This is a genomic window from Paeniglutamicibacter psychrophenolicus, assembly GCF_017876575.1.
Classification (GTDB): domain Bacteria; phylum Actinomycetota; class Actinomycetes; order Actinomycetales; family Micrococcaceae; genus Paeniglutamicibacter; species Paeniglutamicibacter psychrophenolicus.
The window spans coordinates 3,055,999-3,080,876 of the sequence record NZ_JAGIOE010000001.1 but is presented as its reverse complement, the minus strand read 5'-3'; the positions used below and the strand labels follow the sequence as shown (position 1 = coordinate 3,080,876).

Below are 24,878 nucleotides of genomic sequence, written 5' to 3'. Positions count from 1 at the left end.
GTGCCTAGGCCGCTGCGGGCAGGGGTGGGTCCATCAGCCGGGTGACCGCGCCCAGCGCCCGGCGCCGTCCGGGCCGGCGCACCTGCTCGTTGATCGAATCCAGCATCTGCCGGTACCCGCAGCGCAGGCGCGGCGAGGCGTCGATGGCCGCGAGCACCGGCAGCGATTCACGCCACTCGGAGTTGAAGGCGATGTCCATCGCGGTGCGCAGCGGCGAGGTCACCGCCACGCCCCCCACGGTGCAGATCTGCTCCTCGTCCAGCACGCCCTCGCTCAGCCGCAGCAGCATCCGGGCCGTCGGGGCGCACGGCCGGTGGTAGCGCGGGACCACGATGTCCAGTTCGCGCGGCATCGGCGCACAGCCGTACACCCATGCGGCGGTGCCCTTGCACAGGGCCCTGCCGGGCAGCAACTGTTCCCCGGCCACCGCGGCGGCCACCTGCGCCCGGGTCACCGGGTTTTCCGGATGCACCGCGGCGATGTAGGCCCCGGGCAGGACTTCCCGCAACGACCCGCGCAGCCGCAATGCCTGCAGCTCGTTGAGGGTGAACGGCTCGTCCACCAGGACCACCCGCGGGCCCCTGCGTGCCCGGGGCGGAAACTGGGGTGTTGGGGCCGGTGCTGCGGGATCCGGGGCCGGGTCGCGGCCCGTGTCTGTGCTTTCCATTCCTCCACTCTCACAGGCCACGGTGCCCCGCGGCAGGGGAGATGCCGAAATTGTGGATAACTGCGGCCGCTCCCATCGAACGGCGCAGCAAAAAGCGCCGGGCGGGTGCGGTTCTTGCGAACCGCACCCGCCCGGCGCCAGTACTGCCGTATTGCGTGTTACTGGAAGTCGGCCGAGGACTTCTGCAGGGTCTCGAGCCACAGGCGGCGGGCATCCAGGGCTTCCTGGGCGGCCTTGATCTTGGACTCCACGCCCTTGGCCTTCGCCTTGGCCAGGTCGTCCTCGAGTCCGGCAATGGCATCCTCGAGCTGGGTCAGCATCGAGTTCGACCGTGCCTTGGTCTCCGGGTTGGACCGGCGCCACTGGTCGTCTTCCGCCGAACGAACGGCATCCTCGACCTGGCGCAGCGAGGACTCCACGCGCTGCATGTCCGCACGCGGAACCTTGCCCGCGGATTCCCAGCGGTCGCGGATCGAATCGAGCAGGCGCTTGGCCGTGGCCAGGTCCTTGATCGGCAGCAGCGCCTTGGCCTCGAGAAGCAGCGCCTCCTTGACGATGAGGTTCGCGCCGAACTCCTCGTCGATGGCGGCGTTGGCGGAGGTGCGGGCCTCGAAGAACACGTCCTGGGCGGCGCGGAAGCGTGCCCACAGCGCGTCGTCGTCCTTGCGCGAGGCGCGCTTGGAGGCCTTCCACTCGTCCATCAGGCGGCGGTATTCACCGGCCGTTGCTCCCCAGTCGGTGGATCGCGAGAGTTCCTCGGCACGGGCGATCAACGCTTCCTTGGCGCTCTTGGCCTCGGAGTTGGTGGCATCCAGCTGCGAGAAGTAGGCACGGCGGTGGCGGTCGAAGGTGGTCCGGGCCCCGCGGAAACGCTTCCAGAGCGAATCCTCGGTGGAACGACCCAGGCGCACGCCCGACTTCTGTGCTGCCTTCCAGGCATCAAAGAGGTCGTTCATCCGGTTGGAGCCCTGCTTCCACTGCACGGTGGTCGGGTCCAGTGCGGCAAGGGCCTCGGCCTCGGCGACGATTGCCTCGCGGGCGGCAAACTCGGTGGCGCGCAACTCCTCGTTGGCCTTGCGCTCGACGGCAACCAGCTCGGCGACGGCAACGCGTGCGGTCTCGATGCGGGCCTCAAGGGCCGGGATGTCTCCGACCATGGCGCGCTCGGCCACGGTGGCGGCCAGGTGGTCCAGGGTCTTGTTCATGTCCGAGCTCGGTGCCTTGGCAGCAACGCGCTGCTCGAGCAGCATCAGGGAGGAGACGACCTCGTCGTGCTTGCGCACGAAGTAGGCCAGGGCCTCCTCGGCGGTGGCATCGGGGTACTGGCCCACCGGGTGCTCGGTGCCGTCGATGATGACAAACACGTGGCCGTCCTCGGAAACGCGGCTGATCTTCGCGGCGTCCTCCAGCGGGGTGGTGAAGGTCGGGGGAGCTGCAACCGGTGCTGCGGCCTTGGCGGCGTGCTTGCCGGTCGGGCGCGGTGCGCCGGGCGACGGGACCATGGCGGCCGGGGTCGGCACCGCTGCCGGGGTCGGCACTGCGGCGGGAGCTGCTTCCTCGGCCTTGGCCTCGGTTGCCGCTGCTTCTGCGACCGGCACCTCTTCGGCTGCCGGGGCCTCGGTTGCCGCTGCTTCTGCGACCGGTGCTTCCTCGGCCACAAGGGCTTCGGCTGCCGGTGCTTCCTCTGCCGCGGGGGCCTCGGGGGCTGCCTCGGCCGGCTGCTCGGGCGCTTCGGCGGCCTCGGCTACGGGTGCCGCGTCGGGTGCCGGCGCAACTGGCGCCTCAACCGGCGCCGGGGTGCCTTCGGTTTGCTGCTCCTCGGCCACTGCTGCTGGCTGGAGATTGTCGTCGGATTGCTGACTGGTGGTCACCGCTGAAACTCTTTCGCTAAGGATCGGCCCAGAGACTCTGCGCTCAGGACACAACTGTCACCGCCACTTTACCCGCCATGGCCCGCCCACCGGTACTCTGCCGCCCCGATTCGGCGACGCATTCGCGTCGTTTCGCCCTCGGCGCACCGGCGCGCCAGTAGACTTGCTTCCCTACGTGCCCGCTGGGCGCGGCGCCGCCCCTGGCGGGCCCGCCGCTGCCAGGGACGTGGCAACCACCATTGCTTTTCCCCCTTTCATACAGGAGTACTGACTTCATGGCACGCAAGGCCTCACTATCCGGCTTCCCCGAATGGCTCCCGCAGGAGCGTGCGGTGGAGCAGCATGTACTGGACACGCTGCGTCGGATCTTCGAGCTGCATGGGTTCGCGAACATCGAGACCCGCGCCGTGGAAACCGTCGGGCAGCTGTTGCGCAAGGGCGAGATCGACAAGGAGGTCTACGGCCTGTCCCGCCTGGCCGCCGAGAAATCGGCCAAGTCCGACCCGAACGCGCTGGCCCTGCACTTCGATCTGACCGTCCCCTTCGCCCGCTACGTGGTGGAGAACGCCGGGCACCTGCCCTTCCCCTTCCGCCGCTACCAGATGCAGAAGGTCTGGCGCGGCGAACGCCCGCAGGACGGCCGCTTCCGCGAATTCACCCAGGCCGACATCGACGTGGTGGGCGACGGCACCCTGCCCTTCCGCTACGACGTGGAACTCGCCCTGGTCATCGCCGAGGCCCTTTCCGCCCTGCCGATCGGGGACTTCCGCCTGCGCGTGAACAACCGCAAGCTCGCCGAGGGCTTCTACCTGGGTCTGGGGCTGACCGACACCGCCGGCGTGTTGCGCTCGATCGACAAGCTGGAAAAGATCGGCGCGGACAAGGTCGCCGAACTGCTGCAGACCGAGCTCGGCGCCACCGCCGAGCAGGCCGCGGCCGCCCTGGCCCTTGCGCAGATATGCACCCAGGACACCTCCTTCGTGGAAAAGGTCCGTGCCCTGGGCGTCACCCACCCGCTGATGGAGGAGGGCCTGGACGAACTGCGCCAGGTCATCGAGGCCGCAGTGCTCCGCGCCCCGGGCAAGGTCGTCGCCGACCTGTCCATCGCCCGCGGCCTGGACTACTACACCGGCACCGTCTACGAGACGGTCCTGGTGGGCCACGAGTCCCTGGGCTCGATATGCTCCGGCGGGCGCTACGAGTCGCTGGCCTCCACCGGCAAGAAGAACTACCCGGGCGTGGGCCTGTCCATCGGCGTCACCCGCCTGGTCTCGCGGATGCTCGCCGAGGAAACCGCCGTCGCCGCACGCACCGTGCCCTCCGCGGTGCTGGTGACCCTGGCCAACGACGATTCCTGGAACGAGGCGCAGGACGTCGCCGCCGCGCTGCGCGCCCGCGGCATCGCCTGCGAGGTCGCCGCCAAGGCGGAGAAGTTCGGCAAGCAGATCAAGTACGCCGACAAGCGCGGCATCCCCTTTGTCTGGTTCACTTCCGAGGACGGCACCCACGAGGTCAAGGACATCCGCAGCGGCGAGCAGGTTTCCGCCGACCCGGCCGGCTGGATGCCCGAGGCCGAAGACCTCACCAACCGCGTCACCGCCGCCGGCTAACGGCCAAAACACGCCACCGGAACCCCTCCCGGCGCGCCCCGCACGTGAGTCAGGGCACAACCGCGGGGGTTCCGGTGCCGCGGGTGCACCGCTGCCGGTAAACTCGCACATAGATTCTTCCCTTTTCCGCACCGAAACCCCACGCGCCACCGGCGCCACACAGCCTTCGGGACACCCGCGGAAATTCGCACCTTTGTAGAAAGGAATGCAGTGCTACGCACTCATCAGCTCGGCACCTTGAACGCCGAGCACATCGGAGAAACCGTCACCCTCACCGGTTGGGTGGCCCGCCGCCGCGACCACGGTGGGGTCGCCTTCCTTGACCTGCGCGACGCCTCGGGCTTCGCCCAGGTCGTGGTGCGCGAGGAGGAAGTCTTCCACCCGCTGCGCAACGAATTCGTCCTGCAGATCACCGGCACGGTCGAACGCCGCCCCGAGGGCAACGAGAACCCGGCGCTGGCCACCGGGCAGATCGAGGTCATCGCCGAGACCGTGGTGGTGCTGAACACCGCCGCGCCGCTGCCCTTCCAGGTCGACGAGCACGTCGAGGTCGGCGAGGAGGCGCGACTGCGCCACCGCTACCTCGATTTGCGCCGCCCCACCCCGAACCGCAACATCCGCCTGCGCTCCGAGGCAAACCGCGTGGCCCGCAACCTGCTGCACGAGGACGGCTACTGCGAGATCGAGACCCCGACGCTGACCCGCTCCACCCCCGAAGGCGCCCGCGACTTCCTGGTCCCGGCACGCCTGGCCCCGGGTTCCTGGTACGCGCTGCCGCAGTCCCCGCAGCTGTTCAAGCAGCTGCTGCAGGTCGGTGGATTCGAGAAGTACTACCAGATCGCCCGCTGCTACCGCGACGAGGACTTCCGCGCCGACCGCCAGCCGGAATTCACCCAGCTGGACATCGAGGCGTCCTTCGTCGAGCAGGATGACATCATCGCCCTGGGCGAAGCCCTGGTGAAGGAATTGTGGAAGCTGATCGACGTCGAGATCCCGACGCCGATCGCCCGCATCACCTACCACGAGGCCATGGCCAAGTACGGGTCGGACAAGCCGGACATGCGCTTCGGCCTCGAGCTGACCGACATGACCGAGTTCTTCAAGGACACCGGCTTCGGCGTCTTCAAGGCCCCGCACGTCGGCGCCGTGGTCATGCCGGGAGGCGCCTCCCAGCCCCGCCGCACCCTGGATGGCTGGCAGGAATTCGCCAAGCAGCGCGGGCACAAGGGCCTGGCCTACGTGCTCTACAAGGAGGACGGCGAGCTCGCCGGCCCGGTCGCCAAGAACCTGACCGACGCCGAGCGCGCCGGCCTGGCCGAGGCCACCGGAGCCAAGCCCGGAGACTGCATCTTCTTCGCCGCCGGCGCCAAGAACGAGGCCCGTGCCCTGCTGGGCGCCGCCCGCGTGGAAATCGGCCACCGCACCGGCTTGATCAAGGACGGCGACTGGGCCTTCGTGTGGGTCGTCGACGCACCGATGTTCGAGCCCGCCGCGGCCGCGGTTGCCTCGGGCGACGTGGCAGTTGGGACCGGCGCCTGGACCGCCGTGCACCACGCCTTCACCTCCCCGAAGCCCGAATTCATGGACACCTTCGACACGGATCCGGAAAACGCGCTGGCCTACGCCTACGACATCGTGTGCAACGGCAACGAAATCGGTGGCGGCTCGATCCGTATCCACCAGGCCGACCTGCAGCAGCGCGTGTTCAAGATGATGGGCATCGACGAGGAAGCCGCCCAGGAGAAATTCGGCTTCCTGCTCGAGGGCTTCAAGTACGGCGCCCCGCCGCACGGAGGCATCGCCTTCGGCTGGGACCGCGTGCTGCAGCTGCTCACCGGCTCGGACTCGATCCGCGACGTCATCGCCTTCCCGAAGACCGGCGGCGGCTTCGACCCGCTGACCAGTGCCCCGGCGCCGATCACCGCGCAGCAGCGCAAGGAAGCCGGAGTCGACTCGAAGCCCGAGCCCAAGAAGGCCGAGTCCAACGAGCCGGCCACGGCCGACGCGAAGTAGTTCCGCCCACCGCCTTCGGGCGGTTTCATGGGGGCGTCCACCATTCCCGGTGGGCGCCCCCATGTGCATGTCCGGGGCCAAATCCCAGGTGCCGGCCCGAGGGGGCGCCGCCCAAATCTTGGTCCGGGGGAGCGGGGAAGGGGAGCCCGCACCGGGCGCCGCCTTGGGCCAACCTTGCGCCCGCTGTGTCTCCGGCCTGCCCGCGGGGAACCGGCCCGGGACAGGGCATGTCGGCAGGTAGATCGCGGCTGCCGGGTTTCGGGCGTGCGGCGGCGGCCACGAATCCGTCATGGAAAACGTCGCCAAATGTGCACAATCTTGGTATTGTTTTAAATCTAGATCAATTTTTGACTTAGTCCGGATTTTCGCGGCGTGCGTCCACCACGATACGCACCCTCCAAGGAAGGCCACGACATGACGACCCCAAACCAGCAGCACGTCGGCCACCCGACGTCCCACCCGGGCCACCGGCGCCTCCCGGAAGCGGGGGAGCGGCCATGCTAGGGGGCGGCAAGGAATTCCCGGGCACCTGGCAACGCGCGCTGCTTCCGCTGAGCCTGCTCGACGCGCTGGAGGCGGGCCCCAACCACGGCTACGCCCTCGGCCAGATCCTGGAGGCCCGCGGCTTCTCGCCCATCAAGGGCGCCACGCTCTACCCGGCCCTGGTCAAGCTCGAGGCCGCCGGGTACATGGAGAGCACCTGGGAGGACGGTGACGGGGCACCGGGGCGCAAGGTCTACACGCTCACCGGAACCGGCCGCGGCCACCTGGCATCCCAGCGCGAGCTCTGGGCCTTCTTTCAGGAAGCGGTGCTGCGCGCATGATCCGGCCAAGCCGACCTGGATCCACGAGGAGATCCGGGAGACACGCAGGAATCGACGATGGAGGTCCGGCATGAGCGCAACGCACGGCAACGACACCGCCTGGGGCGCAGAGGTCGATCTCTGGCCCGAATCCCAGCGCGACTGGGCCAACCTCGCAGCGGGAGCCATGCTCTTCGCCGATGCACCGGAGGCGGCCATCACCAGGGAGCTGGCGCTGGTGCGCGAGTCCATGGCCTCCAGCGGTCAAGCCGCCGAAGAGCTCTTCGGGGGCCCCGTCGACTACGGACGCGGCGTGGGTCGGAGCAACCGCGCCGCGACCCAGGTGCTGGAAGGCGCCCTGCCCTTCCGCAATGCCGCCGGTGCCTTCACGGCCCTGCTCGCCGGCCTGGGAATGCTGCTGGTGGTGCTCGGGATCTGGACCGGATTCGCCGACGGGTGGCGCGAGGACAGCTTCGCCGGCCCGGTCCTGTTGCTCTTCCCGGTGCTCTACGTGCTCGCCGCCATCGGGATCTGGGGTTGGCTGCTGCGCACCCGCGGACTTCTGCGGGCGCCGTGGGCGATCTGGGCCGGAGTCCTGGCCGGGGTGGCCGGAACCATCGCCTTGATGCTGCTCCTGGGCGGCTTCGAGCCGGCGGGCCCGCCGAACTGGGTGATGCCGATCGCTGGCCTGGCCCTTGTGGCCATCGGGTTCAAGCTGCCCGAGGGAAAGACCCGGGAACTGGCCGACGATGCCGCCTGGGACGACGAGCGCTACTTCACCCGCGCGTCAAACCTGCTCCGCGGCCGCTACCTCTTCACCCGCGACCAGGCCGCCCGTGCCCTGGCAGAGGCCAGGGGGCACCGCGCCCAATCCGCAGCGGGCACCGCCTCGGGGGAATTCGGCAACGTTGAGCTTTTTGCCGCGCAGCTTGCTGCGGCCGAACGCACGGTCCCCAAGCGTGGAATCCTGTTGCGCCGTGCCGGATTCAGCCTGATCGTGGCGTTTTTCGGCTTCACCATCGGTGCCGAGTTTTTCGAGGGCCCGGTCACCGCCTGGCTGGTCATCCAGTCCGCGATGTGGCTGTGCCTGGCCGTCATGGTGGTGTTTTCCTGGCGTCCGTCCCGGATCAATGCCGAAGCCACCGCGCGCCAGGACGAACGCCGCGCCGATGCCCGCACCCTGGCCGGCAACGACGGGGACTGATCGTTTGCCGACGAGTTGCCCGGAGAAACCTAGCCCGGCAACTCGTCGGTGTCGACGATGAGCGTATACGGACCGGAGTTCACCAGCGAGACCTCCATCATCGCCCCGAACACGCCCGACTCCACATGGGCACCCAGTGCGCGCAGCTGCGCCATGAACTCCTCGTACAGCGGCTCGCTCACCGCGCCGGGAGCGGCGTTCGTCCATCCCGGCCGGCGCCCCTTGCGCACATCCCCGTAGAGCGTGAACTGGCTGATGACCAGCAGCGGGGCGGCCAGGTCCTCGCAGGACTTCTCACCCTCGAGCATCCGCAGCCGCCACACCTTCGCGGCCAGCTTCGCCGCCAGGGCCGGGCTGTCGCCATGGGTCACGCCCAGCAACACCACCAGGCCGGGCCCGTCGATCTTCCCGACGACCGAACCCTCGACCTCCACCGAGGCCCGGGAAACCACCTGCAACACTGCCTTCATCCATCCACCCTTGTTTTGGTTCTTCACGTCATGGCCCGCCGCGGCGGCACCATGTGCCGCCCGCACGAGCGCGGACGTATCGACTCTACCGATTCGCGTCCCTGTCCACCCATTCACGGCCATCGTGGGGACAGGTTCCCACTTTCCCGCACATTTGGCTTCCGGCAGGGGCGAGTTCAGCCCCAAGGGCGCAGACTCGAGGACATGGGCACACCACTATCCGCGCCCCGGACGGGGCAGACGAGCACCGCGGAACTTGGCCAGCAACTGGCCGCCGCGGCCCTTGCCCTGTCCGCCACCACCGGGCAGCTGGCCCTGGTGCCGCTGGATGCCGCCGCCGCCGCGGCCATGATGGGCCTTCTCGAGCGCAGCCACCGGGCCATCGCCTACGCCCAATTGCTCATCACCCGGCGAGCCGACGCGGCCGAGGTCCACCGGCTGGACCCGGTCACCGCCCAGCAAATCGACCAGCTCGTCGCGCAGCCCGGCCCCCTGGCCGACGGAACCGCAGGCATCCCGCCCGAGGAACTACGCCAGGGCATGGCCCCGCACAAGAACACCCAGGCCTTCATGCAGGCGCACCTGCACATTTCCTCCGGCGAAGCCTGCCGACGCATCAACGGATCCAGGCTCCTGGTGGCCTTGCCCGCTGCAGGCGCCGACGAAGCGCCACCGACCCCCAGCTACCCGATCCTGGCCAAGGCGGCATCCGACGGCACCGCGGATGTCGCCAACCTCGCCTCGTTGGCCGGGCAGCTGGAATCCATGCAGCCACGCATCAAGACCCGGCCCGACGCCGAAAACGTGAACACCGCCATCGAGGATTCCCTGGCCCACGAAGCCAGGACCGGAGACCCGAAGACGTGCGGCCAAGCCCTGCGTGACTGGGGCGGCTTCCTGGCCCAAAACGGCACACCCATCAGCGACGAGGAAATCCGTGCCCGGCGCGGAGTCTTCTACCGCGGCTTCCGTGACGGCAGCGACGAGTACCTGCTGCGCTGCGATCCCGAGGACTCCGAGGTGCTTTTCTCCTTCTGCGAGGCGTGGACCAATCCACGCTCGACGAAATCCCCGCCGTTCTCCGCCTCCACCACCCCTCGGCCCCCGTCCGACGAGCTCCCGACCATGCCGACCATGCCCACGATGCCGACCAGGCCGACCGGGCCAGTCGACGGCCAGCGGCCGGCAGGCGATCCCCGGCCCGAAGCAGGCAAGGAGCAGCGTCCCGACGAGCCGGACCCCGACACCGGCGACGGAGCCACGCCCACGATCCCCGCAAACCCCGACCCGGCCACTGAAGCCCCGCCAAGCGCAGCCACCACAGGTGAAGGCACCACGGGCGAACCCCGGCAGCCAGCGCCGCTTGGGCCCTCTCCCTCCGGGACTCCGACCTTTTCCCCGGCCGGCACCCCCGCCCCGGAATGGGCCACGCCGGTGGGCGCCAGCGGCTCGCAGATTCCGCTCAGCGAGTTCGCCTGCGGCCTGCCTCCCGAGGGTTCGGGAATGGAACAGCTCACCAGCCAAGATCCGCGCACCAACCCCCAGCTGTTCCTCGACGCGCTCATCGCCGCCTGTGCAGGGGTCATGAACGGGACCGACATCGCCGAATCCGGCGGGATGCGCGTGAAGATCGGTGTGCTGATCGGCTACCGCAGCCTGCTCGGGCAATGCGAGGAAGCCGGACTGACAGACCACAACCGGCCCATCTCCGCGGCCAACGTCCGGAGGCTCGCATGCAACGCAGACATCCTGCCGGCGCTCATGGGAGATGAAGGCGCCGTCCTGGACCTGGGCCGCGAGATCCGCGGCTTCACCAAGGCCCAGCGCCGGGCCATCGCCATCCGTGATCGCGGCTGCATCATCCCCGGTTGCAGGCATCCGGCGTCAATGTCAGAATGCCACCACGTGATTCCCTGGAGCCAGGGCGGCCCAACGAGCGTGGAAAATTCTGCGATGCTCTGTGAGTACCATCATTTGCAGGTGCATGCCGGATTGATCAAGCTCAGATCGATCAATGGCGTGCCGTACGTCGTTGAAATCGCCGGCCAGGCACGAGGCGCCCCGCAGCGAAACCTGTACTGGCATCCCGAGCTTCGCACCGCAGGCTACCAGGCACCACTTTTCGATTAGCGCCGGGCATGCACCGCGGCAAGCAAGTTCCGTCCGTGCCGCACCAAGCCCCCGGGTGCTGTCTTCCCGCCGGCGGGGTCGCCCCCATGCCCCACCGTCGCGACGCGACGACAGCACCCGGGCCACCTTCATCCCGGCCGCGCTCCGATGATCCGGCCCGAGGGTGAACCGCCGAGTCGCAGGCCCGCCGCCCTGACACGCTGACCGGGTAACCGGGCGCCTCGGCGAAACGGCAAACCGCCTCGTCGGCAACACTGGAAGCAGGCACCCGGATGCTCAACTAGGCTGGGGGAGTGAACGATCTGCTCAGTGCCTTGGGTGACGACGAGGAAAACGACGAAGAACATGTGCGCCCGCGCGCACCCCTGGCCGTGCGCATGCGCCCCCGCTCGGTCGAGGAGCTCGTCGGCCAGCAACACCTGCTCAAGGCGGGTTCGCCCCTGCGGCAACTGGCCGGCATCGACGGTCCGGGCCCGTCAGGGCCCTCCAGCATCATTCTCTGGGGTCCTCCCGGCACCGGAAAAACAACCATCGCACACGTGATCGCCCGGTCCCCGGGTCGCCGCTTCGTCGAGCTCAGCGCCATCACCGCCGGCGTCAAGGACGTCCGGCGCGTCATGGACCAGGCGCTCGAGGATCGCGACCTGCGCGGGTTCACCACAGTGCTCTTCCTCGACGAGATCCACCGCTTCAACAAGGCCCAGCAGGACGCCCTGCTCCCCGGGGTGGAAAACCGCTGGGTCGTGCTGGTCGCCGCCACCACCGAAAATCCTTCCTTCTCGGTCGTCTCCCCATTGCTTTCGCGCTCCCTGCTGCTGACCCTGCGTCCCCTGGAAGAGGGAGACATCGCCGCGCTGATCACCCGCGCGCTTGCCGACGTGCGCGGCTTCAATGACGAGCTGGTCCTGGACCCGGGCGCCCTCGACCACCTAGTACGCATGGCCGGGGGCGATGCCCGCCGCGCATTGACGGCCCTGGAAGCGGCGGCAGGCGTGGCCTGGAGCGCCGCCGAAGCCCACGGCCTGCTGGACAAGCGAGCCAAATTGGTGCAGGCCGCCCGCACGGAAGACACCGCCGAAGTCCCGGCCAAGGACACGGTCGATATGTCAGCCCCGGCTCCACCCGAGGTCCGGCCCGACGAGGAACCCGCGGACGGCGAACCCGCCGAACCCGCGGACGCCGGGGCAACCCCTGACGCCGACGCAACCCAGGACACCGGTGCTGTCCATGACGACGCCGACGACACCGGCGCGCTGACTCCCAGCGGCCAGATCGTCATCACCATCGAACACACCGAGCGTGCGATGGATGCCGCGGTCCAGCGCTACGACAAGGCAGGGGACCAGCACTACGACATCATCAGTGCCTTCATCAAGTCGGTCCGCGGTTCCGACGTGGACGCCGCGCTGCACTACCTGGCCAAGATGCTGGAGGCCGGCGAGGACCCGCGCTTCATCGCCCGTCGCATCATGATCAGTGCCTCCGAAGACATCGGCATGGCCGATCCCACCGCACTGCAAACCGCCGTGGCCGCAGCCCAGGCGGTGCAGCTGATCGGCATGCCCGAGGCCCGGCTCATCCTGGGACACGCCGTGGTGCACCTGGCCACCGCGCCCAAATCCAACGCCGCCTACAACGCCATCAACGCCGCGGTGGCCGACGTTCGGGCCGGCCGCGGCAGGGGCGTGCCCAAGCACCTGCGCGACGCACACTACGCCGGAGCCCAGCAGCTGGGCCACGGCAAGGGGTACATCTATTCGCACGATGCACCGCACTCGGTGGCCACCCAGCAGTACGCGCCGGATGACCTGCTGGGCGTGGACTACTACAAGCCCACCGCCAACGGAGCCGAGCGCGGGATCGGCGAACGCGTCGAACGCATCCGCGGCATCATCCGGGCCAAGGACCGCCGACGCCCGTAATCCGCCGCGAAGACGACGCATCCCACATGGCAGGCCACCACCCGAGGTGCACTTTGGGTTTGCGCGCGGTGGTAGGATTGATCCTTGGCTGGCAAGCTGCCCAACCGCAAACCACCCGGAACTTCGGTTCCGGACGGTGCGCACCGCGGCAGTTGTAGTGACTAGGGATGCGGTTTCCCACAACTCTCCATCATGGAGGCCAGACCCAATGACAACCGCTCACAAAAGATAAGGACACTCGTGGCTAACAACACTCGTGCCCGCCGCAAGGTTCGCCTCTCGCGAGCCCTCGGCCTTGCTCTGACCCCCAAAGCTGAAAAGTACATGGAGCGTCGTCCGTACGGTCCCGGCCAGCACGGCCGTGCCCGCAAGAAGCAGGACAGCGACTACGCAGTGCGTCTGCGCGAAAAGCAGCGTTTGCGCGCCCAGTACGGCATCCGCGAAGCACAGATGACCCGTGCCTTCGAGGAAGCCAAGCGCACCGCAGGCCAGACCGGTGAAAACCTGGTTGCCCTGCTGGAAATGCGTCTGGATGCACTGGTTCTGCGTGCAGGCTTCGCCCGCACCATCGCCCAGGCCCGCCAGCTGGTTGTGCACCGCCACATCATGGTCAACGGTGCCCGCGTGGACCGTCCCTCGTTCCGCGTGTCCGAGGGTCAGCTGATCCACGTTCACGAGCGTAGCGAAAAGATGGGCCCGTTCCAGATCGCCGCTGCAGGCGCCCACCGCGATGTTCTCCCCGCCGTTCCGGCCTACCTGGACGTCAAGCTTGAAGCCCTTCAGGCCAAGCTCGTCCGCAAGCCGAAGCGCTCCGAGGTTCCCGTAACCTGCGAAGAGAACCTCGTCGTCGAGTACTACGCACGCTAAATTCACCGGGTTCACACCCAACGAATGCAGTTTGCAACACGAAGCCCGTGGCCCCGCGCCGCGGGCTTCGTGTTATCCAAGACGTTTCGGTTCCGTGCTACCGCCAACCATTCGGTAAGGTGGAAAAGCACACGTCACCAACGGTAGAGGAAAAGCACATGACAGGGTCGGATATAGCCGGACTCATTGCGGCGGGCGTCTTCGCCGTACTGGTGGCCTTGCTTGCCATCCCCATCTGGAAGCTCGGAAAGGTGTTCGACGAGCTGCGCGCCGCCGTGCGGGAAGTGTCCGACGGAACCACCCCGTTGCTTTCGGAGGTCACCAACACCGTGGCAACCACCAATGACCAGCTGCGCAAGGTCGATGGCATCACCTCGCACGTCTCCGACGCGTCCGCCAACATCAGCGCGCTGTCCTCGTTGACCGCTGCCACCGTCGGCCGTCCCTTGATCAAGGTCGCCGCCTTCTCCGCCGGGGTCCGTTCGGCCCTTGGCACCCGGCCGACGGGCAAGGGCCGACGCTCGCGCTGACCAGCACCGAAGCATCACCGGGCCCGCCGCCCCGGAGCCACCCGCCCGAACACATCGGGCAGCGGAGCCGGGCCGGCGACCGTCCGATGCCGTGCAGCGCACGATCCATCATCCACGAAACGAGGAAACCGCAGATGAAGAAACTATTCTGGGTCGGCATCGGTATCGGCGTGGGCGTCCTGGCCGCCCGCAAGCTTTCCGCAGCCAGGGACCTTGCCAGCGCCGACGGACTGAACCGCACCGTGGGACGCATCAGCGATTCGCTGCACGAAGTGGCCGAGGCCTTCCGGACCGGCATGAACGAACGCGAAACAGAATTGCGCCAGGCCCTGGGCCTGGATGAAACAACCGGCGCAAGCCACCACTAAACTTATTGTCGTGGCACTCCGGTGCCCGCCACCATGGCGGACCCGGCAGCATGCCGTTCCCCGGCCAACCGGCCACGGGGGAAGCAGACATGGAAGCCACACCCAAGCACAGCGCCCGTAAGCACGAAGGGATCGAAGAGGAACGATGAAATCGCAGGAAATTGCACGCCGGTGGGTCGACTACTTTGAGTCGAAGGGCCACACCGCGGTTCCCAGCGCCTCGCTGGTCTCCTCCGACCCGTCGTTGCTGTTCACCGTCGCCGGCATGGTGCCGTTCATTCCGTACCTGACCGCACGCGAAGAACCGCCGTACAACCGCGCCACCTCCGTCCAGAAGTGCATCCGCACCGGCGACATCGAAGAGGTCGGCAAGACCGTGCGACACGGCACCTTCTTCCAGATGGCCGGCAACTTCTCCTTCGGCGACTACTTCAAGGAAGGCGCCATCTCCTATGCCTGGGAGCTGCTGACCAGCTCCCTTGGGGACGGCGGCTACGGCCTGGACCCGGAAAAGCTGTGGATCACCGTCTTCCACGAGGACACCGAGGCACTGGAGATCTGGCGCGACAAGATCGGCATCCCGGCCGAGCGCATCCAGAAGATGGGCATGGAGGACAACTACTGGTCCACCGGCCAGCCCGGCCCGGCCGGTCCGTGCTCGGAGATCTTCTACGACCGTGGACCCGAGTACGGGATCGAGGGCGGCCCGGAGGCCGACGACACCCGCTACATCGAAATCTGGAACCTCGTGTTCATGCAGTACCAGCGCGGCGAGGGCACCGGCAAGGACAGCTTCGAGATCCTGGGCGAACTGCCCAAGAAGAACATCGACACCGGCCTGGGACTTGAGCGCCTGGCCATGATCCTGCAGGGCGTCGAGAACATGTACGAGACCGACCAGGTCCGTCCCGTGCTCGACAAGGCGGCTGAGCTGGCAGGCAAGGCCTACACCTCCACCGAGGACCCGAAGGACCCGAACCACGCGGACGACGTGCGCATGCGCATGGTCGCCGACCACATCCGCTCCTCCCTGATGCTGATCTCCGACGGCGTCTCCCCGGGCAACGAGGGCCGTGGCTACGTGCTGCGCCGCCTGATCCGCCGCGCCGTGCGCGCCATGCGCCTGATGGGCGTGGAAACCGCGGTGCTCCCCGAGCTGCTGCCGGCCTCCCGCGACGCCATGAAGGGCGTCTACCCGATCGTCGAGACCGACTTCGAGCGCATCGCCCGCATCGCCTACGCCGAGGAGCGCGCCTTCCTGCGCACCATCGCCTCGGGCACCACCCGCCTGGAGGAGGCGCTGAAGGTCTCCAAGTCCAAGGGCGGTTCGCTCTCGGGCGAAGACGCCTTCGCGCTGCACGACACCTTCGGCTTCCCGATCGACCTGACCCTGGAAATCGCCGCCGAGGCCGGCCTGGCCGTCGACGAAACCAAGTTCCGCGAGCTGATGAACGAGCAGCGCACCCGCGCGCAGAAGGACGCCAAGGCCAAGAAGGCCGGACACGCGGACCTGACGGTGTTCACCCAGCTGCACGAGCGCGGCGACGTCATCTTCACCGGCTACGAGGAACTCACCAGCGAATCCACCGTGCGCGGCATCGTGCACAACGGCTCCCTGGTCGAGGTGGCCGAACAGGGCCAACAGATCGAACTGGTCCTCAACGAGACCCCGTTCTACGCCGAGGCCGGCGGCCAGGCAGGAGATGTCGGGCTGATCACCGGCGACGGCTTCGTGCTCGAGGTCCTGGACGTCCAGGCCCCGATCCGCGGGCTGAACGTCCACCAGGTGATCGTGCGCGAGGGTGAACTGCCCGCCGGCGCCTCGGTGCTTGCCGAGGTCGACCGCACCCGCCGCCACTCCGGGGAACAGGCGCACTCCGCCACCCACCTGGTCCACGCGGCGCTGCACGAGATCCTGGGCCCCGACGCCCTGCAGTCCGGCTCCTTCAACAAGGCCGGCTATCTGCGTTTCGACTTCTCCTGGTCCGAGGCCCTGTCGGCCGCGGCCCGCAACGAGATCGAAGAGGTCGTGAACCTGGCCATCCGCAACAACCACCAGGTGCGCACCAACGTCATGCCGCTGGCCGAGGCCCGCGCCGCCGGCGCCATGAGCCTGTTCGGCGAGAAGTACGGCAACACCGTGCGCATGGTCGAGATCAACGACGCCTGGAGCCGTGAGCTCTGCGGCGGCACCCACGTGGCCAACACCGCGCTGATCGGCTCGCTGACCCTGCTGGGCGAAGCCTCCGTGGGCTCGGGCAACCGCCGCGTGGAGGCCCTGGTCGGCATGGAGGCCTTCCGCCACGGGGCGGCCGAACGCGCACTGGTTTCGGATCTCTCGGCGATGTTCAAGGTCCCGGCCGCACAGCTGAACGAACGCATTTCCGACACCGTCGCGAAGCTGCGCCACGCCGAAAAGGAAATCGAGAAGCTGCGCGGGGCCCAACTGGCCGCCCAGGCCGGTGCCCTGGCGGCAAAGTCCGCCACGGTCAACGGCATCAAGGTCCTGGCGCACGACGTCGGCGAGGTCCCCTCGGCCGAAGCGCTGCGCACCCTGGCCCTTGACCTGCGCGACCGCCTGGGCTCGGAGGCATCCACCGTTGCCCTCGCCGGAGCGTCCAACGGACGCCCGCTGGTGCTGGTGGCGACCAACGAGGAAGCCCGCGCCAAGGGCGCCAAGGCCGGGGCGCTGGTGCGCACCGCCGCGAAGATCCTGGGCGGCGGCGGCGGCGGCAAGGACGACGTGGCACAGGGCGGCGGCCAGGACGTTTCCAAGACCGCCGAGGCCCTGGAAGCCATGGTCCGCTCGATCCGGGAGCTGTCATAACCTCGGTGCCAGGCGAAACCACGCATTCCGGGGTTGCCGGGGTGCTGCTGGGCGTCGACGTGGGCATGGCCCGCGTCGGCGTCGCGGCGTCCGACCGCAACGGGCTGCTGGCCACCCCGGTCAAGACGCTCAAGCGCGACCTGAAAAAGGCCAGCGACATTTCGGTGCTGGTCAAGCTGGCCGCCGAGCGCGAGGTCGCCCAGATCTTTGTCGGGCTGCCACGGTCGATGTCCGGCGGGGAAACCGCCTCCACCACCATGGCCCGCGATTATGCACGCGACTTGGCTAACGCCCTGTCCCGAGCCCACGTGGTCGCGGAAGTCAGGCTGGTCGATGAGCGCCTGACCACCGTCAGCGCGCACCGCGCCCTGCACGAAGCCGGTCTGGACGGGCGCAAGCACCGGGCGGTGGTCGACCAGGTCGCCGCCGTGGAGATTCTCCAGCAAGTGCTTGAAATGCGCCGCAACGGGCAGCACTCGCCCGGACAACTTGCCGACGGCCGAACCTTCGGGCCGGGCGATGGCAGCTGAACCGGGGCAAACCACCGGCGCGGACCGGGGGAGCGCACGCCGCGCTGCCCCCGGGGTGCTGCCCGGAGACCCCGCTTTGGGTTACGATCGCATAACATCTCATTCGGCTGAAGACACGGGCCTGCGTCGCCCCTCGGCTACTACGTTGCCTGCGGGCATGGGAGAAAACCGCATGACACACGAATCGTCCAACGATTCTCCGCGCCACGAACCCGGGATTTCACCCCGGCGTGCCGCCCGCGCCGCGCGCGAGGATGCCGAGCGCCAACGCGCCGGGGCCCAGGCTCCGGCCGCGGGGGATTCGTCCGCCGGCCCCGACACCGCGGCGGCAACCGCTCCCGGCGGCGACCCCGCCGGCGACCCCGCCGGCGAACCACTGCCCGAACGCCACGGCACGGCCCACCATCATGCCGCGCCCGCCTCGGGGCACCAAGCCCCGGCCGACACCGTCACGGCGTTGCAGGAGAACAACCTGGAGTTGCCGGCCGCAACCGCAGCCAGCGAAGAGGCAGCGAGGGCCGCCGCAGCGGCCCAGGTCCTTGCGGAGGAACGCGCCCGGACCGCGGCCGCCGAACGCACCAAGGCGCTGGACGCCGCCCAACGGGCACGGACCCAAAGCGCGCAGCGGGCACGCAAGGAAGCCATCGAGGCCCAGCGCGCCGCCGCCGAGCGCGTGCGCCAGACGCTGCGGGCCAACGCCGCACCGTTGCGTGACAGGTCCGCCGCGGCCCGAAGCGCCATCACCCCCGATTCATCGCACGTGGCGCCGCCCACCGGGAAACCCATCGTCCCGGCCCTCGGCGCAGCCGCCGCCGGCCCGTTCGACCAGGACGCGTCGCAGCACCGTACCGGTGCCACCGAAGCAGCAGTGGATCCCGTGGCAACCCAGGCCCAGGCACTGTCCGCGCCCGGTGCCCAGGGGCCCCCCGCCCACCCCGCCATCCCGCCGAGGGTGCAGAAGCAGGAGACCCGGGAAGCGCGCCGGGACCAGGCCGACGCGGCCGGTCCCGCATACCCGGCCCCCGACCCCGAACGCCTGCAGGTCCCGGGTGACTACAGTGCCGGGGTCGAAACGCAGCAGGCGGTCCACGAGGACCCCCACACCTACCCCGAGGCATCCGCCCCGGCACACGGCGTGGAAATCGACGGCACAGACCAACACGTCATCGATCCCCACCACGTTGGCTATCAAGACGCCGACCACTACGACGCCGGCCACCAGGACGTTGGGTACCCCGAAGCTGGACACCTGCCCGCGGCCCACTACGATGGCACCGGCGGCTACCCGGTGGAACCCGACGAGTCGCTGGAACGCGAAAACCTGTTCCTGACCACCATTGCGGCCGACCCGAAGGCGCGCAAGACCCGCCGCCGCCGACGCAACTGGGTCGTGCTGGTGGTGCTGCTGGGCTTCTGCGCCGTCATCTTCGGCGTCGTTCTCTTCCTGCAGGGACTCATGGAACGCCTGAATCCCCAGGACTTCCCGGCACCCGGAGGCGCGGCCGTTTCCTTCGAGGTCAAGTCCGGCTGGGGCCCGAAGCAAATCGGGCGCGAACTTGAAAACCGTGACATCGTCGCCAGCGACAAGCTGTTCCTCGAGGCCATCCAGCTGGTGGATGCCGAAAACCGCGAAATCCACCCCGGGACCTACGACCTGCGCCAGGAGATGCCCGCCCTGGATGCCGCCACGATCCTGATCGGCGAACCCGCCGCCAAGGTCTCCTACGTGGCCATCAAGCAAAACACCCGCCTGTCCGGCGTGCTCGAGGAAATCTCCAAGTCCACCGGCCTGAAACTCGAGGACCTCCAAGCCCTGTCCGAGGACCCCAAGGCCTTCGGCATCAAGTCCGGGGCCTCAAACCTCGAGGGCTACCTGCACCCGGGCGAATACCGCTTCCCGCTGGACGCCGACGCCAAGACGGTGCTCAAGGCCATGGTCGATGCCACCGCCAAGACGCTGAAGGCCAACGGCATCACCGACCCGGAGCAGCAATACCACGTGCTCAAGGTCGCCTCGATCCTGCAGGCCGAGGCCCGCAAGGACGACTACGCCACCGTGGCCGGGGCGCTGGAAAACCGCCTGCACCCCAACAACACCGAGACCAACGGCCTGCTGCAGGTCGACTCGGCCGTCATCTACGGGCTGGACCGCTACACCCTGCAGATCAGCGGGGCGGAGAAGGTCGACGCGGGCAACCCGTACAACACCTACGAGCACAAGGGACTGCCGCCGACCCCCATCGGCTCCCCAGGGGACCCGGCCATCAAGGCCGCGGCCAACCCGACGCCCAACGACTACTACTACTGGGTCACCGTGAACACCAACACCGGCGAAACGAAGTTCGCCAGGACCTACGCCGAACACCGCGTGTACCAGAACGAATTCCGTTCCTGGTGCGCCGCCAACACGGACGTGTGCAAGTGACCGCGACGCGCCGCGCGGCGGTGCTCGGCCACCCGATCTCCCATTCGCGTTCCCCGCTGCTGCACTCCAGCGCCTACCGGGCCCTGGGCGTGGACATCGAATACACCGCGATCGACACGCTCCCCGGGCAGGCGGCGGCCTTCGCCCAGCGCCTGCGCACCGAACCGGGCTGGGTCGGGGTCTCGGTGACCATGCCGCTGAAGGACGCGCTGATCCCGCACCTGGACGAACTTTCCGAGCGCGTGCAGCGTCTCGGGGCACTGAACACCGTGGTGGTCCAGCACCGTGGCGGGGCCGTGCACCTGTACGGGCACAACACCGACGTCGACGGGATCGTCGGGGCGATGTCCGGGGTGCTTCCCGCGCGCCGCCACGGCGACACGCCGGGCCGGGTGCGCCGCGCCGCGATCCTGGGTGCCGGGAACACCGCGCTGGCCGCGCTGGAGGCCTGCGCCGAGCTCGGGCACACCCAGGTGGATCTGGTGGTGCGCAACCCGCAACGCGCCGCCGCCGCCCTGGACCTGGCCCAAGCCCTGGGGCTGGGATGCGAAGCGATCGACAGCACCGTCGCCGGGCAGCGGCTGGCGCACTACGAGGCGGTCATCTCCACGCTCCCGGCGCACGCCGCCGACGAGCTGGTGGCCCCGCTGGGCCTGGGCCCGGAACGAAGCCCGGCGACCGGCGCCCTGGCCCCCGGCGCCGTGCTGCTGGATGTCGCCTACGACCCATGGCCATCGGTGCTCGCCACCGCCTGGGAGCGTGCGGGCGGCACCGTCGTCTCCGGGCTCTCGATGCTGCTCTACCAGGGAGTGGAGCAGGTCAAGCTCTTTTCCGGTGTCCAGCATGCGGACTGGGAGCACGTCACAAATGTGATGTGCGACGCAGTGGGGCTGTCCCGGCCCTGATCACGGCCCCGGGACATGGCAAGATGGAGTGCATGTTGCGTTGGTTGACGGCGGGCGAATCACACGGCCCCGCATTGGTTGGAATTATCGAGGGACTGCCCGCGGGCATTGCCATCTCTTCACAGGATGTGCGCGATGCCTTGGCACGCCGCCGCCTCGGCTATGGCCGCGGCGCGAGGATGAAGTTCGAGCAGGATGCGGTGTCCTTCATCGGCGGGGTCCGCCACGGGCTCACACAGGGCGGACCGGTGGCCATCGAGGTCGGCAACACCGAGTGGCCCAAGTGGGAAAAGGTCATGAACCCCGACGCCGTTGACGCCGAGGAACTGGCATCGATGGCGCGCAACGCGCCGCTGACCCGCCCGCGCCCGGGCCACGCCGATTTCACCGGCATGCAGAAATACGGGTTCGACGACGCCCGCCCGGTCCTCGAGCGCGCGTCCGCCCGCGAAACCGCCGCCCGCGTCGCCCTGGGCTCGGTGGCAGCAAACTTCCTGGCCCAGCTCGGCGTCCAGCTGGTCTCCCACACCGTCTCGGTCGGCACCGTTGCCTCCCCGGAGAATTCCGCGCTGCCCACCGCCGCAGACGTGCGGGCCCTTGACGCCGACCCGCTGCGCTGCTTCGACTCCGAGACCTCCGCGGCCATGGTCGCCGAGGTCGACGCCGCCCACAAGGAGGGTGAGACCCTCGGCGGCATCGTCGAGGTGCTTGCCTACAACCTTCCCCCCGGGCTGGGCTCCTACGTGCACTGGGACCGCCGCCTCGACGCGCGCCTTGCCGGTGCGCTGATGGGCATCCAGGCCATCAAGGGCGTGGAGGTGGGAGATGGCTTCCTCACCGCCTCGCGCCGCGGCTCGGCCGCCCACGACGAGATCGTGCGCGGCGAGGACGGGGTCATCGACCGCTCCGGAAACAAGGCCGGCGGCATCGAGGGCGGCATGAGCATCGGGGGTGTGCTGCGCGTGCGCGCGGCCATGAAGCCGATCGCCACCGTCCCGCGCGCCCTGCGCACCATCGACACCGCCACCGGCGAGGCCACCACGGCGCACCACCAGCGTTCGGACGTCTGTGCCGTTCCGGCCGCCGGCGTCGTCGCCGAGGCCATGGTCGCCCTGGTGCTGGCCCAGGCCATGCTGGAGAAGTTCGGCGGCGACTCGATCACCGAGGTCAAGCGCAACGTGGAAAACTACCTCGGGGCCATCCCGCAGAACCTGGGGTCGGTCCGCACCCCATGAGCACGCCGATCTTCTTGATCGGGCCGATGGCAAGCGGCAAGAGTGCGGTCGGGGCGATCCTGGCGCGCCTGCTGGGAACCACCCTGATCGACACCGACGCCCGCGTCGTTGCTGCCCACGGCACGATCCCCGAGATCTTCGCCGCCCACGGGGAGGCCGGATTCCGCCGCTTCGAGTCCCAGGCGCTGGCCGATGCCGTGCGCCCGCACGCCAAGGCTGCGCACGCCAAGGCTGCGCCCGGCATCCCCGCCCCGGCCGACCGGTGCGCCCCTGCGGTCGTTGCCACCGGGGGAGGCTCGGTGCTCGCGGCCGGGAACCGGGACCTGATCGCCACGGGCTTCGCGGTGTACCTGCTGACCGATGCGGCCACCGTCGGCCCGCGCATCGGCGCCGACACCACCCGTCCGCTGCTCGGCGCCACCCCGCTTGAATCATGGAGCCGGATCTTCGCCGAACGCAGCGAACTCTACGAGGCGACAGCGACGCTGCGCATCGACACCCGGGGGAGGACCGCGGCACAAATCGCCGAGGCGATCCTCACCGCATACCGTGATGCCGGACACTGAAACCCCAACTCGGACGCCCAAACGCGTAGGCTTAAGCCAAGCAACGGACGCATCCGCGCGCCCGCCGCACGGCTAATTGGTCACCGGCGAAGAATCGGTTGACGCGTATTCACCCACGCGCCCAAGCCCCCAACCGCACCGACCCGGTCGGTGCCGGGGCCCGGCGCGCCACGCAGCACATGGAGGATCCAACGATGAACCCCGCACCCACGACGATCAACGTCACCGGATCGGCTCCTGCCGAGAACTACGAGGTGATCGTCGGCAACGGCCTGCTAGGGCGCCTGCCCGGCCTGCTGGGCGAGCGCGTCAAGAAGGTGCTGATCATCCACCCGCGCGCCCTGCGCGCCACCGGCGACATCGTCAAGGCCGACCTCGAGGCCGCCGGCTACGCCGCGATGGTCGCCGAGATCCCCGACGCCGAAGAGGGCAAGCACATCGAGGTCGCCTCCTTCTGCTGGCAGGTGCTGGGCAAGAACGACTTCACCCGCTCGGACGCCATCGTCGCGGTGGGCGGCGGGGCCGTGACCGACCTGGCCGGATTCGTCGCCGCCACCTGGCTGCGCGGAACCAAGGTCATCCACATCCCCACCTCGCTGCTGGGCATGGTCGATGCCGCGGTCGGCGGCAAGACAGGCATCAATACCGCCGAGGGCAAGAACCTCGTCGGCGCCTTCCACCCGCCCGCCGGCGTGTTGGTGGACCTGGACACCCTGGCCACGCTGCCGAAGAACGAGCTGGTCACCGGCATGGCCGAGGTCGTCAAGTGCGGCTTCATTGCCGACGAGCGCATCCTCGAGCTCATCGAGGAAGACCCGGCCGACGCCACCGACGCCACCTCCGCCCGCCTGCGCGAGTTGATCGAACGAGCCATCATCGTCAAGGCCAAGGTCGTCTCCAACGACCTGCGGGAATCCGGGGAGCGCGAATACCTGAACTACGGGCACACCCTGGCGCACGCCATCGAGCTGGTCGAGCGCTACTCGATGCGCCACGGCGCGGCGGTGTCCATCGGCATGGCCTTCGCCGCCGAACTGGGCCGCAGCGTGGGACGCACCTCGGATGCGGTCGCCGACCGCCACCTGGACATCCTGAAGTCCCTGGGACTGCCCACCACCTACCGCGGGGACCGCTGGCAGGCCCTGCTCGACGGGATGCGCCGGGACAAGAAAACCCGCGGAGACCTGTTGCGCTTCGTGGTGCTCGATGGCATCGGCAGCCCGCGCATGCTCGATGTGCCCGACACTTCCCTCTTGTTCGCCGCCTACCAGGAGATTGCACAATGATCACCGCACCGGATCGGGACCTGACCCACACCCAGGCGCTGCTGCAGGTACCCGTCGGGGGACTGGACAGCGCCCCGCGCCAAAACATCGAATCGGGCATCCCCGGGGTGCGGTTGAACCCGTCGCTGATGCGCCACGAGATTTCCGACGCGGCCCTGGCCGAGGAAACCCTGCGCACCGGATCCGCCGCCTGGCAGGTCGTGGTGCTGCTGGCCAAGGGCGAGCTGCGCGCCGCCAGCGAACTGGTCGCCGAGACCCGCCTGAGCGACCCGCAGGACTTCGCCATGCGCGTGCTTGACACTTCGCTGACCCGTGCCTCGGGCGACGCGCCCAGGGCCATCAACCGCCTGCGCGCGCTGCTGAGGGAGTTCAAGGACACCGAGCACGAGGCCATCCTGCAGCAGCACCTGGGCTTCGCCTACGTGGAGTCCGGGGACCTGCTGGCCGCGGCCAACCGTTTCCGCAAGGCCCTTGACCTGCGCACCGCGGCAGGGGCCGACGCCCACCTGGTCGAGTCCTCGCGCGCCTGCCTGGCCTCGGTGCTCGAGCACACCGGAGCCGGTTCCGCGCAGCCGGCCCACCAGCACCCCGGGCAGTAGGAACGGCCCCGCCGGCGCACGCCAAGCGTGCCGGCCGGGCACCGGCGTCC

20 protein-coding genes are annotated in these 24,878 nt (G+C 68.9%); 17 read left to right on the top strand and 3 right to left on the bottom strand.

Annotation, left to right across the window (positions count from 1 at the left end; translation table 11 throughout):
* Positions 1-4 precede the first annotated feature (4 nt).
* Complete coding sequence (locus JOF46_RS13945) at positions 5-667, bottom strand: type IV toxin-antitoxin system AbiEi family antitoxin (RefSeq protein ID WP_209908023.1); 663 nt, start codon at positions 665-667, stop codon at positions 5-7.
* Positions 668-825: 158 nt separating this feature from the next.
* Entirely contained in the window at positions 826-2,538 is a 1,713-nt protein-coding gene (locus tag JOF46_RS13940) for a DUF349 domain-containing protein (RefSeq protein ID WP_425355058.1), read from the bottom strand.
* A 275-nt stretch (positions 2,539-2,813) separates the two neighbouring features.
* Between JOF46_RS13940 and hisS the strand changes: the two genes are divergently transcribed.
* The 4 genes from hisS to JOF46_RS13920 all read left to right on the top strand — a co-directional run bounded on the left by hisS (position 2,814) and on the right by JOF46_RS13920 (position 8,168).
* On the top strand, positions 2,814-4,148 hold the full coding sequence (hisS, locus tag JOF46_RS13935; protein ID WP_209908021.1) for a histidine--tRNA ligase: 1,335 nt from the start codon (positions 2,814-2,816) through the stop codon (positions 4,146-4,148).
* 210 nt (positions 4,149-4,358) lie between these two features.
* Entirely contained in the window at positions 4,359-6,161 is a 1,803-nt protein-coding gene (gene aspS / locus JOF46_RS13930; protein WP_209908019.1) for an aspartate--tRNA ligase, read from the top strand.
* Positions 6,162-6,658: 497 nt separating this feature from the next.
* The gene (locus JOF46_RS13925; protein ID WP_113762399.1) at positions 6,659-6,985 is read left to right on the top strand and encodes a PadR family transcriptional regulator; all 327 of its coding nucleotides are present in this window, start codon (positions 6,659-6,661) and stop codon (positions 6,983-6,985) included.
* Positions 6,986-7,055: 70 nt separating this feature from the next.
* Positions 7,056-8,168, top strand: a complete 1,113-nt coding sequence (locus JOF46_RS13920) for a hypothetical protein (RefSeq protein ID WP_209908017.1) — start codon at positions 7,056-7,058, stop codon at positions 8,166-8,168.
* 29 nt (positions 8,169-8,197) lie between these two features.
* Here JOF46_RS13920 and dtd read toward each other — a convergent pair whose 3' ends face one another.
* Positions 8,198-8,638 carry a D-aminoacyl-tRNA deacylase gene (dtd, locus tag JOF46_RS13915; protein ID WP_209908015.1) on the bottom strand — a complete coding sequence of 147 codons (441 nt, stop codon included), beginning with the start codon at positions 8,636-8,638 and terminating at the stop codon, positions 8,198-8,200.
* Positions 8,639-8,842: 204 nt separating this feature from the next.
* Between dtd and JOF46_RS22285 the strand changes: the two genes are divergently transcribed.
* From JOF46_RS22285 to JOF46_RS13850, 13 genes are all read left to right on the top strand, one after another.
* Positions 8,843-10,768: an HNH endonuclease signature motif containing protein gene (locus JOF46_RS22285; RefSeq protein WP_245348131.1), complete on the top strand. Its 1,926-nt coding sequence runs from the start codon at positions 8,843-8,845 to the stop codon at positions 10,766-10,768.
* Between the two features lie 293 nt (positions 10,769-11,061).
* A complete protein-coding gene (locus JOF46_RS13905) occupies positions 11,062-12,690 on the top strand; it encodes a replication-associated recombination protein A (protein WP_425355057.1) in 1,629 nt (542 codons plus the stop codon).
* A 240-nt stretch (positions 12,691-12,930) separates the two neighbouring features.
* Entirely contained in the window at positions 12,931-13,557 is a 627-nt protein-coding gene (gene rpsD / locus JOF46_RS13900; protein ID WP_113762395.1) for a 30S ribosomal protein S4, read from the top strand.
* A 158-nt stretch (positions 13,558-13,715) separates the two neighbouring features.
* Positions 13,716-14,087 (top strand): DUF948 domain-containing protein, encoded by a 372-nt coding sequence (locus tag JOF46_RS13895; protein ID WP_113762394.1) that lies wholly within the window; start codon positions 13,716-13,718, stop codon positions 14,085-14,087.
* A 134-nt stretch (positions 14,088-14,221) separates the two neighbouring features.
* A complete protein-coding gene (locus tag JOF46_RS13890; protein ID WP_209908013.1) occupies positions 14,222-14,455 on the top strand; it encodes a hypothetical protein in 234 nt (77 codons plus the stop codon).
* Between the two features lie 145 nt (positions 14,456-14,600).
* Positions 14,601-17,282, top strand: a complete 2,682-nt coding sequence (gene alaS, locus JOF46_RS13885) for an alanine--tRNA ligase (protein ID WP_209908012.1) — start codon at positions 14,601-14,603, stop codon at positions 17,280-17,282.
* Positions 17,283-17,287: 5 nt separating this feature from the next.
* A complete protein-coding gene (gene ruvX, locus JOF46_RS13880) occupies positions 17,288-17,812 on the top strand; it encodes a Holliday junction resolvase RuvX (RefSeq protein WP_342592453.1) in 525 nt (174 codons plus the stop codon).
* A gap of 172 nt (positions 17,813-17,984) precedes the next feature.
* Complete coding sequence (gene mltG / locus JOF46_RS13875) at positions 17,985-20,237, top strand: endolytic transglycosylase MltG (RefSeq protein WP_209908010.1); 2,253 nt, start codon at positions 17,985-17,987, stop codon at positions 20,235-20,237.
* Positions 20,234-21,142: a shikimate dehydrogenase family protein gene (locus tag JOF46_RS13870; RefSeq protein ID WP_209908008.1), complete on the top strand. Its 909-nt coding sequence runs from the start codon at positions 20,234-20,236 to the stop codon at positions 21,140-21,142. The genes mltG and JOF46_RS13870 overlap by 4 nt, the downstream gene beginning before the upstream one ends.
* Before the next feature lie 32 nt (positions 21,143-21,174).
* Positions 21,175-22,377 carry a chorismate synthase gene (aroC, locus tag JOF46_RS13865; RefSeq protein ID WP_209908006.1) on the top strand — a complete coding sequence of 401 codons (1,203 nt, stop codon included), beginning with the start codon at positions 21,175-21,177 and terminating at the stop codon, positions 22,375-22,377.
* Positions 22,374-22,943 carry a shikimate kinase gene (locus JOF46_RS13860; RefSeq protein ID WP_209908004.1) on the top strand — a complete coding sequence of 190 codons (570 nt, stop codon included), beginning with the start codon at positions 22,374-22,376 and terminating at the stop codon, positions 22,941-22,943. Before aroC ends, JOF46_RS13860 begins: the two co-directional genes overlap by 4 nt.
* Before the next feature lie 194 nt (positions 22,944-23,137).
* Entirely contained in the window at positions 23,138-24,229 is a 1,092-nt protein-coding gene (gene aroB, locus JOF46_RS13855; protein WP_209908002.1) for a 3-dehydroquinate synthase, read from the top strand.
* Entirely contained in the window at positions 24,226-24,828 is a 603-nt protein-coding gene (locus JOF46_RS13850; RefSeq protein ID WP_209908000.1) for a tetratricopeptide repeat protein, read from the top strand. Before aroB ends, JOF46_RS13850 begins: the two co-directional genes overlap by 4 nt.
* Positions 24,829-24,878 lie beyond the last annotated feature (50 nt).

Excerpts from the sequence above, each read along its gene's own strand:
- aroC (WP_209908006.1), top strand. The coding sequence starts at position 21,175 with ATGTTGCGTTGGTTGACGGCGGGCGAATCACACGGCCCCGCATTGGTT.
- mltG (WP_209908010.1), top strand. The coding sequence starts at position 17,985 with ATGACACACGAATCGTCCAACGATTCTCCGCGCCACGAACCCGGGATT.
- dtd (WP_209908015.1), bottom strand. The coding sequence starts at position 8,638 with ATGAAGGCAGTGTTGCAGGTGGTTTCCCGGGCCTCGGTGGAGGTCGAG.
- JOF46_RS13850 (WP_209908000.1), top strand. The coding sequence starts at position 24,226 with ATGATCACCGCACCGGATCGGGACCTGACCCACACCCAGGCGCTGCTG.
- JOF46_RS13920 (WP_209908017.1), top strand. The coding sequence starts at position 7,056 with ATGAGCGCAACGCACGGCAACGACACCGCCTGGGGCGCAGAGGTCGAT.
- JOF46_RS13945 (WP_209908023.1), bottom strand. The coding sequence starts at position 667 with ATGGAAAGCACAGACACGGGCCGCGACCCGGCCCCGGATCCCGCAGCA.
- JOF46_RS22285 (WP_245348131.1), top strand. The coding sequence starts at position 8,843 with ATGGGCACACCACTATCCGCGCCCCGGACGGGGCAGACGAGCACCGCG.
- alaS (WP_209908012.1), top strand. The coding sequence starts at position 14,601 with ATGAAATCGCAGGAAATTGCACGCCGGTGGGTCGACTACTTTGAGTCG.
- JOF46_RS13890 (WP_209908013.1), top strand. The coding sequence starts at position 14,222 with ATGAAGAAACTATTCTGGGTCGGCATCGGTATCGGCGTGGGCGTCCTG.
- JOF46_RS13925 (WP_113762399.1), top strand. The coding sequence starts at position 6,659 with ATGCTAGGGGGCGGCAAGGAATTCCCGGGCACCTGGCAACGCGCGCTG.
- aroB (WP_209908002.1), top strand. The coding sequence starts at position 23,138 with ATGAACCCCGCACCCACGACGATCAACGTCACCGGATCGGCTCCTGCC.
- JOF46_RS13860 (WP_209908004.1), top strand. The coding sequence starts at position 22,374 with ATGAGCACGCCGATCTTCTTGATCGGGCCGATGGCAAGCGGCAAGAGT.
- JOF46_RS13895 (WP_113762394.1), top strand. The coding sequence starts at position 13,716 with ATGACAGGGTCGGATATAGCCGGACTCATTGCGGCGGGCGTCTTCGCC.
- hisS (WP_209908021.1), top strand. The coding sequence starts at position 2,814 with ATGGCACGCAAGGCCTCACTATCCGGCTTCCCCGAATGGCTCCCGCAG.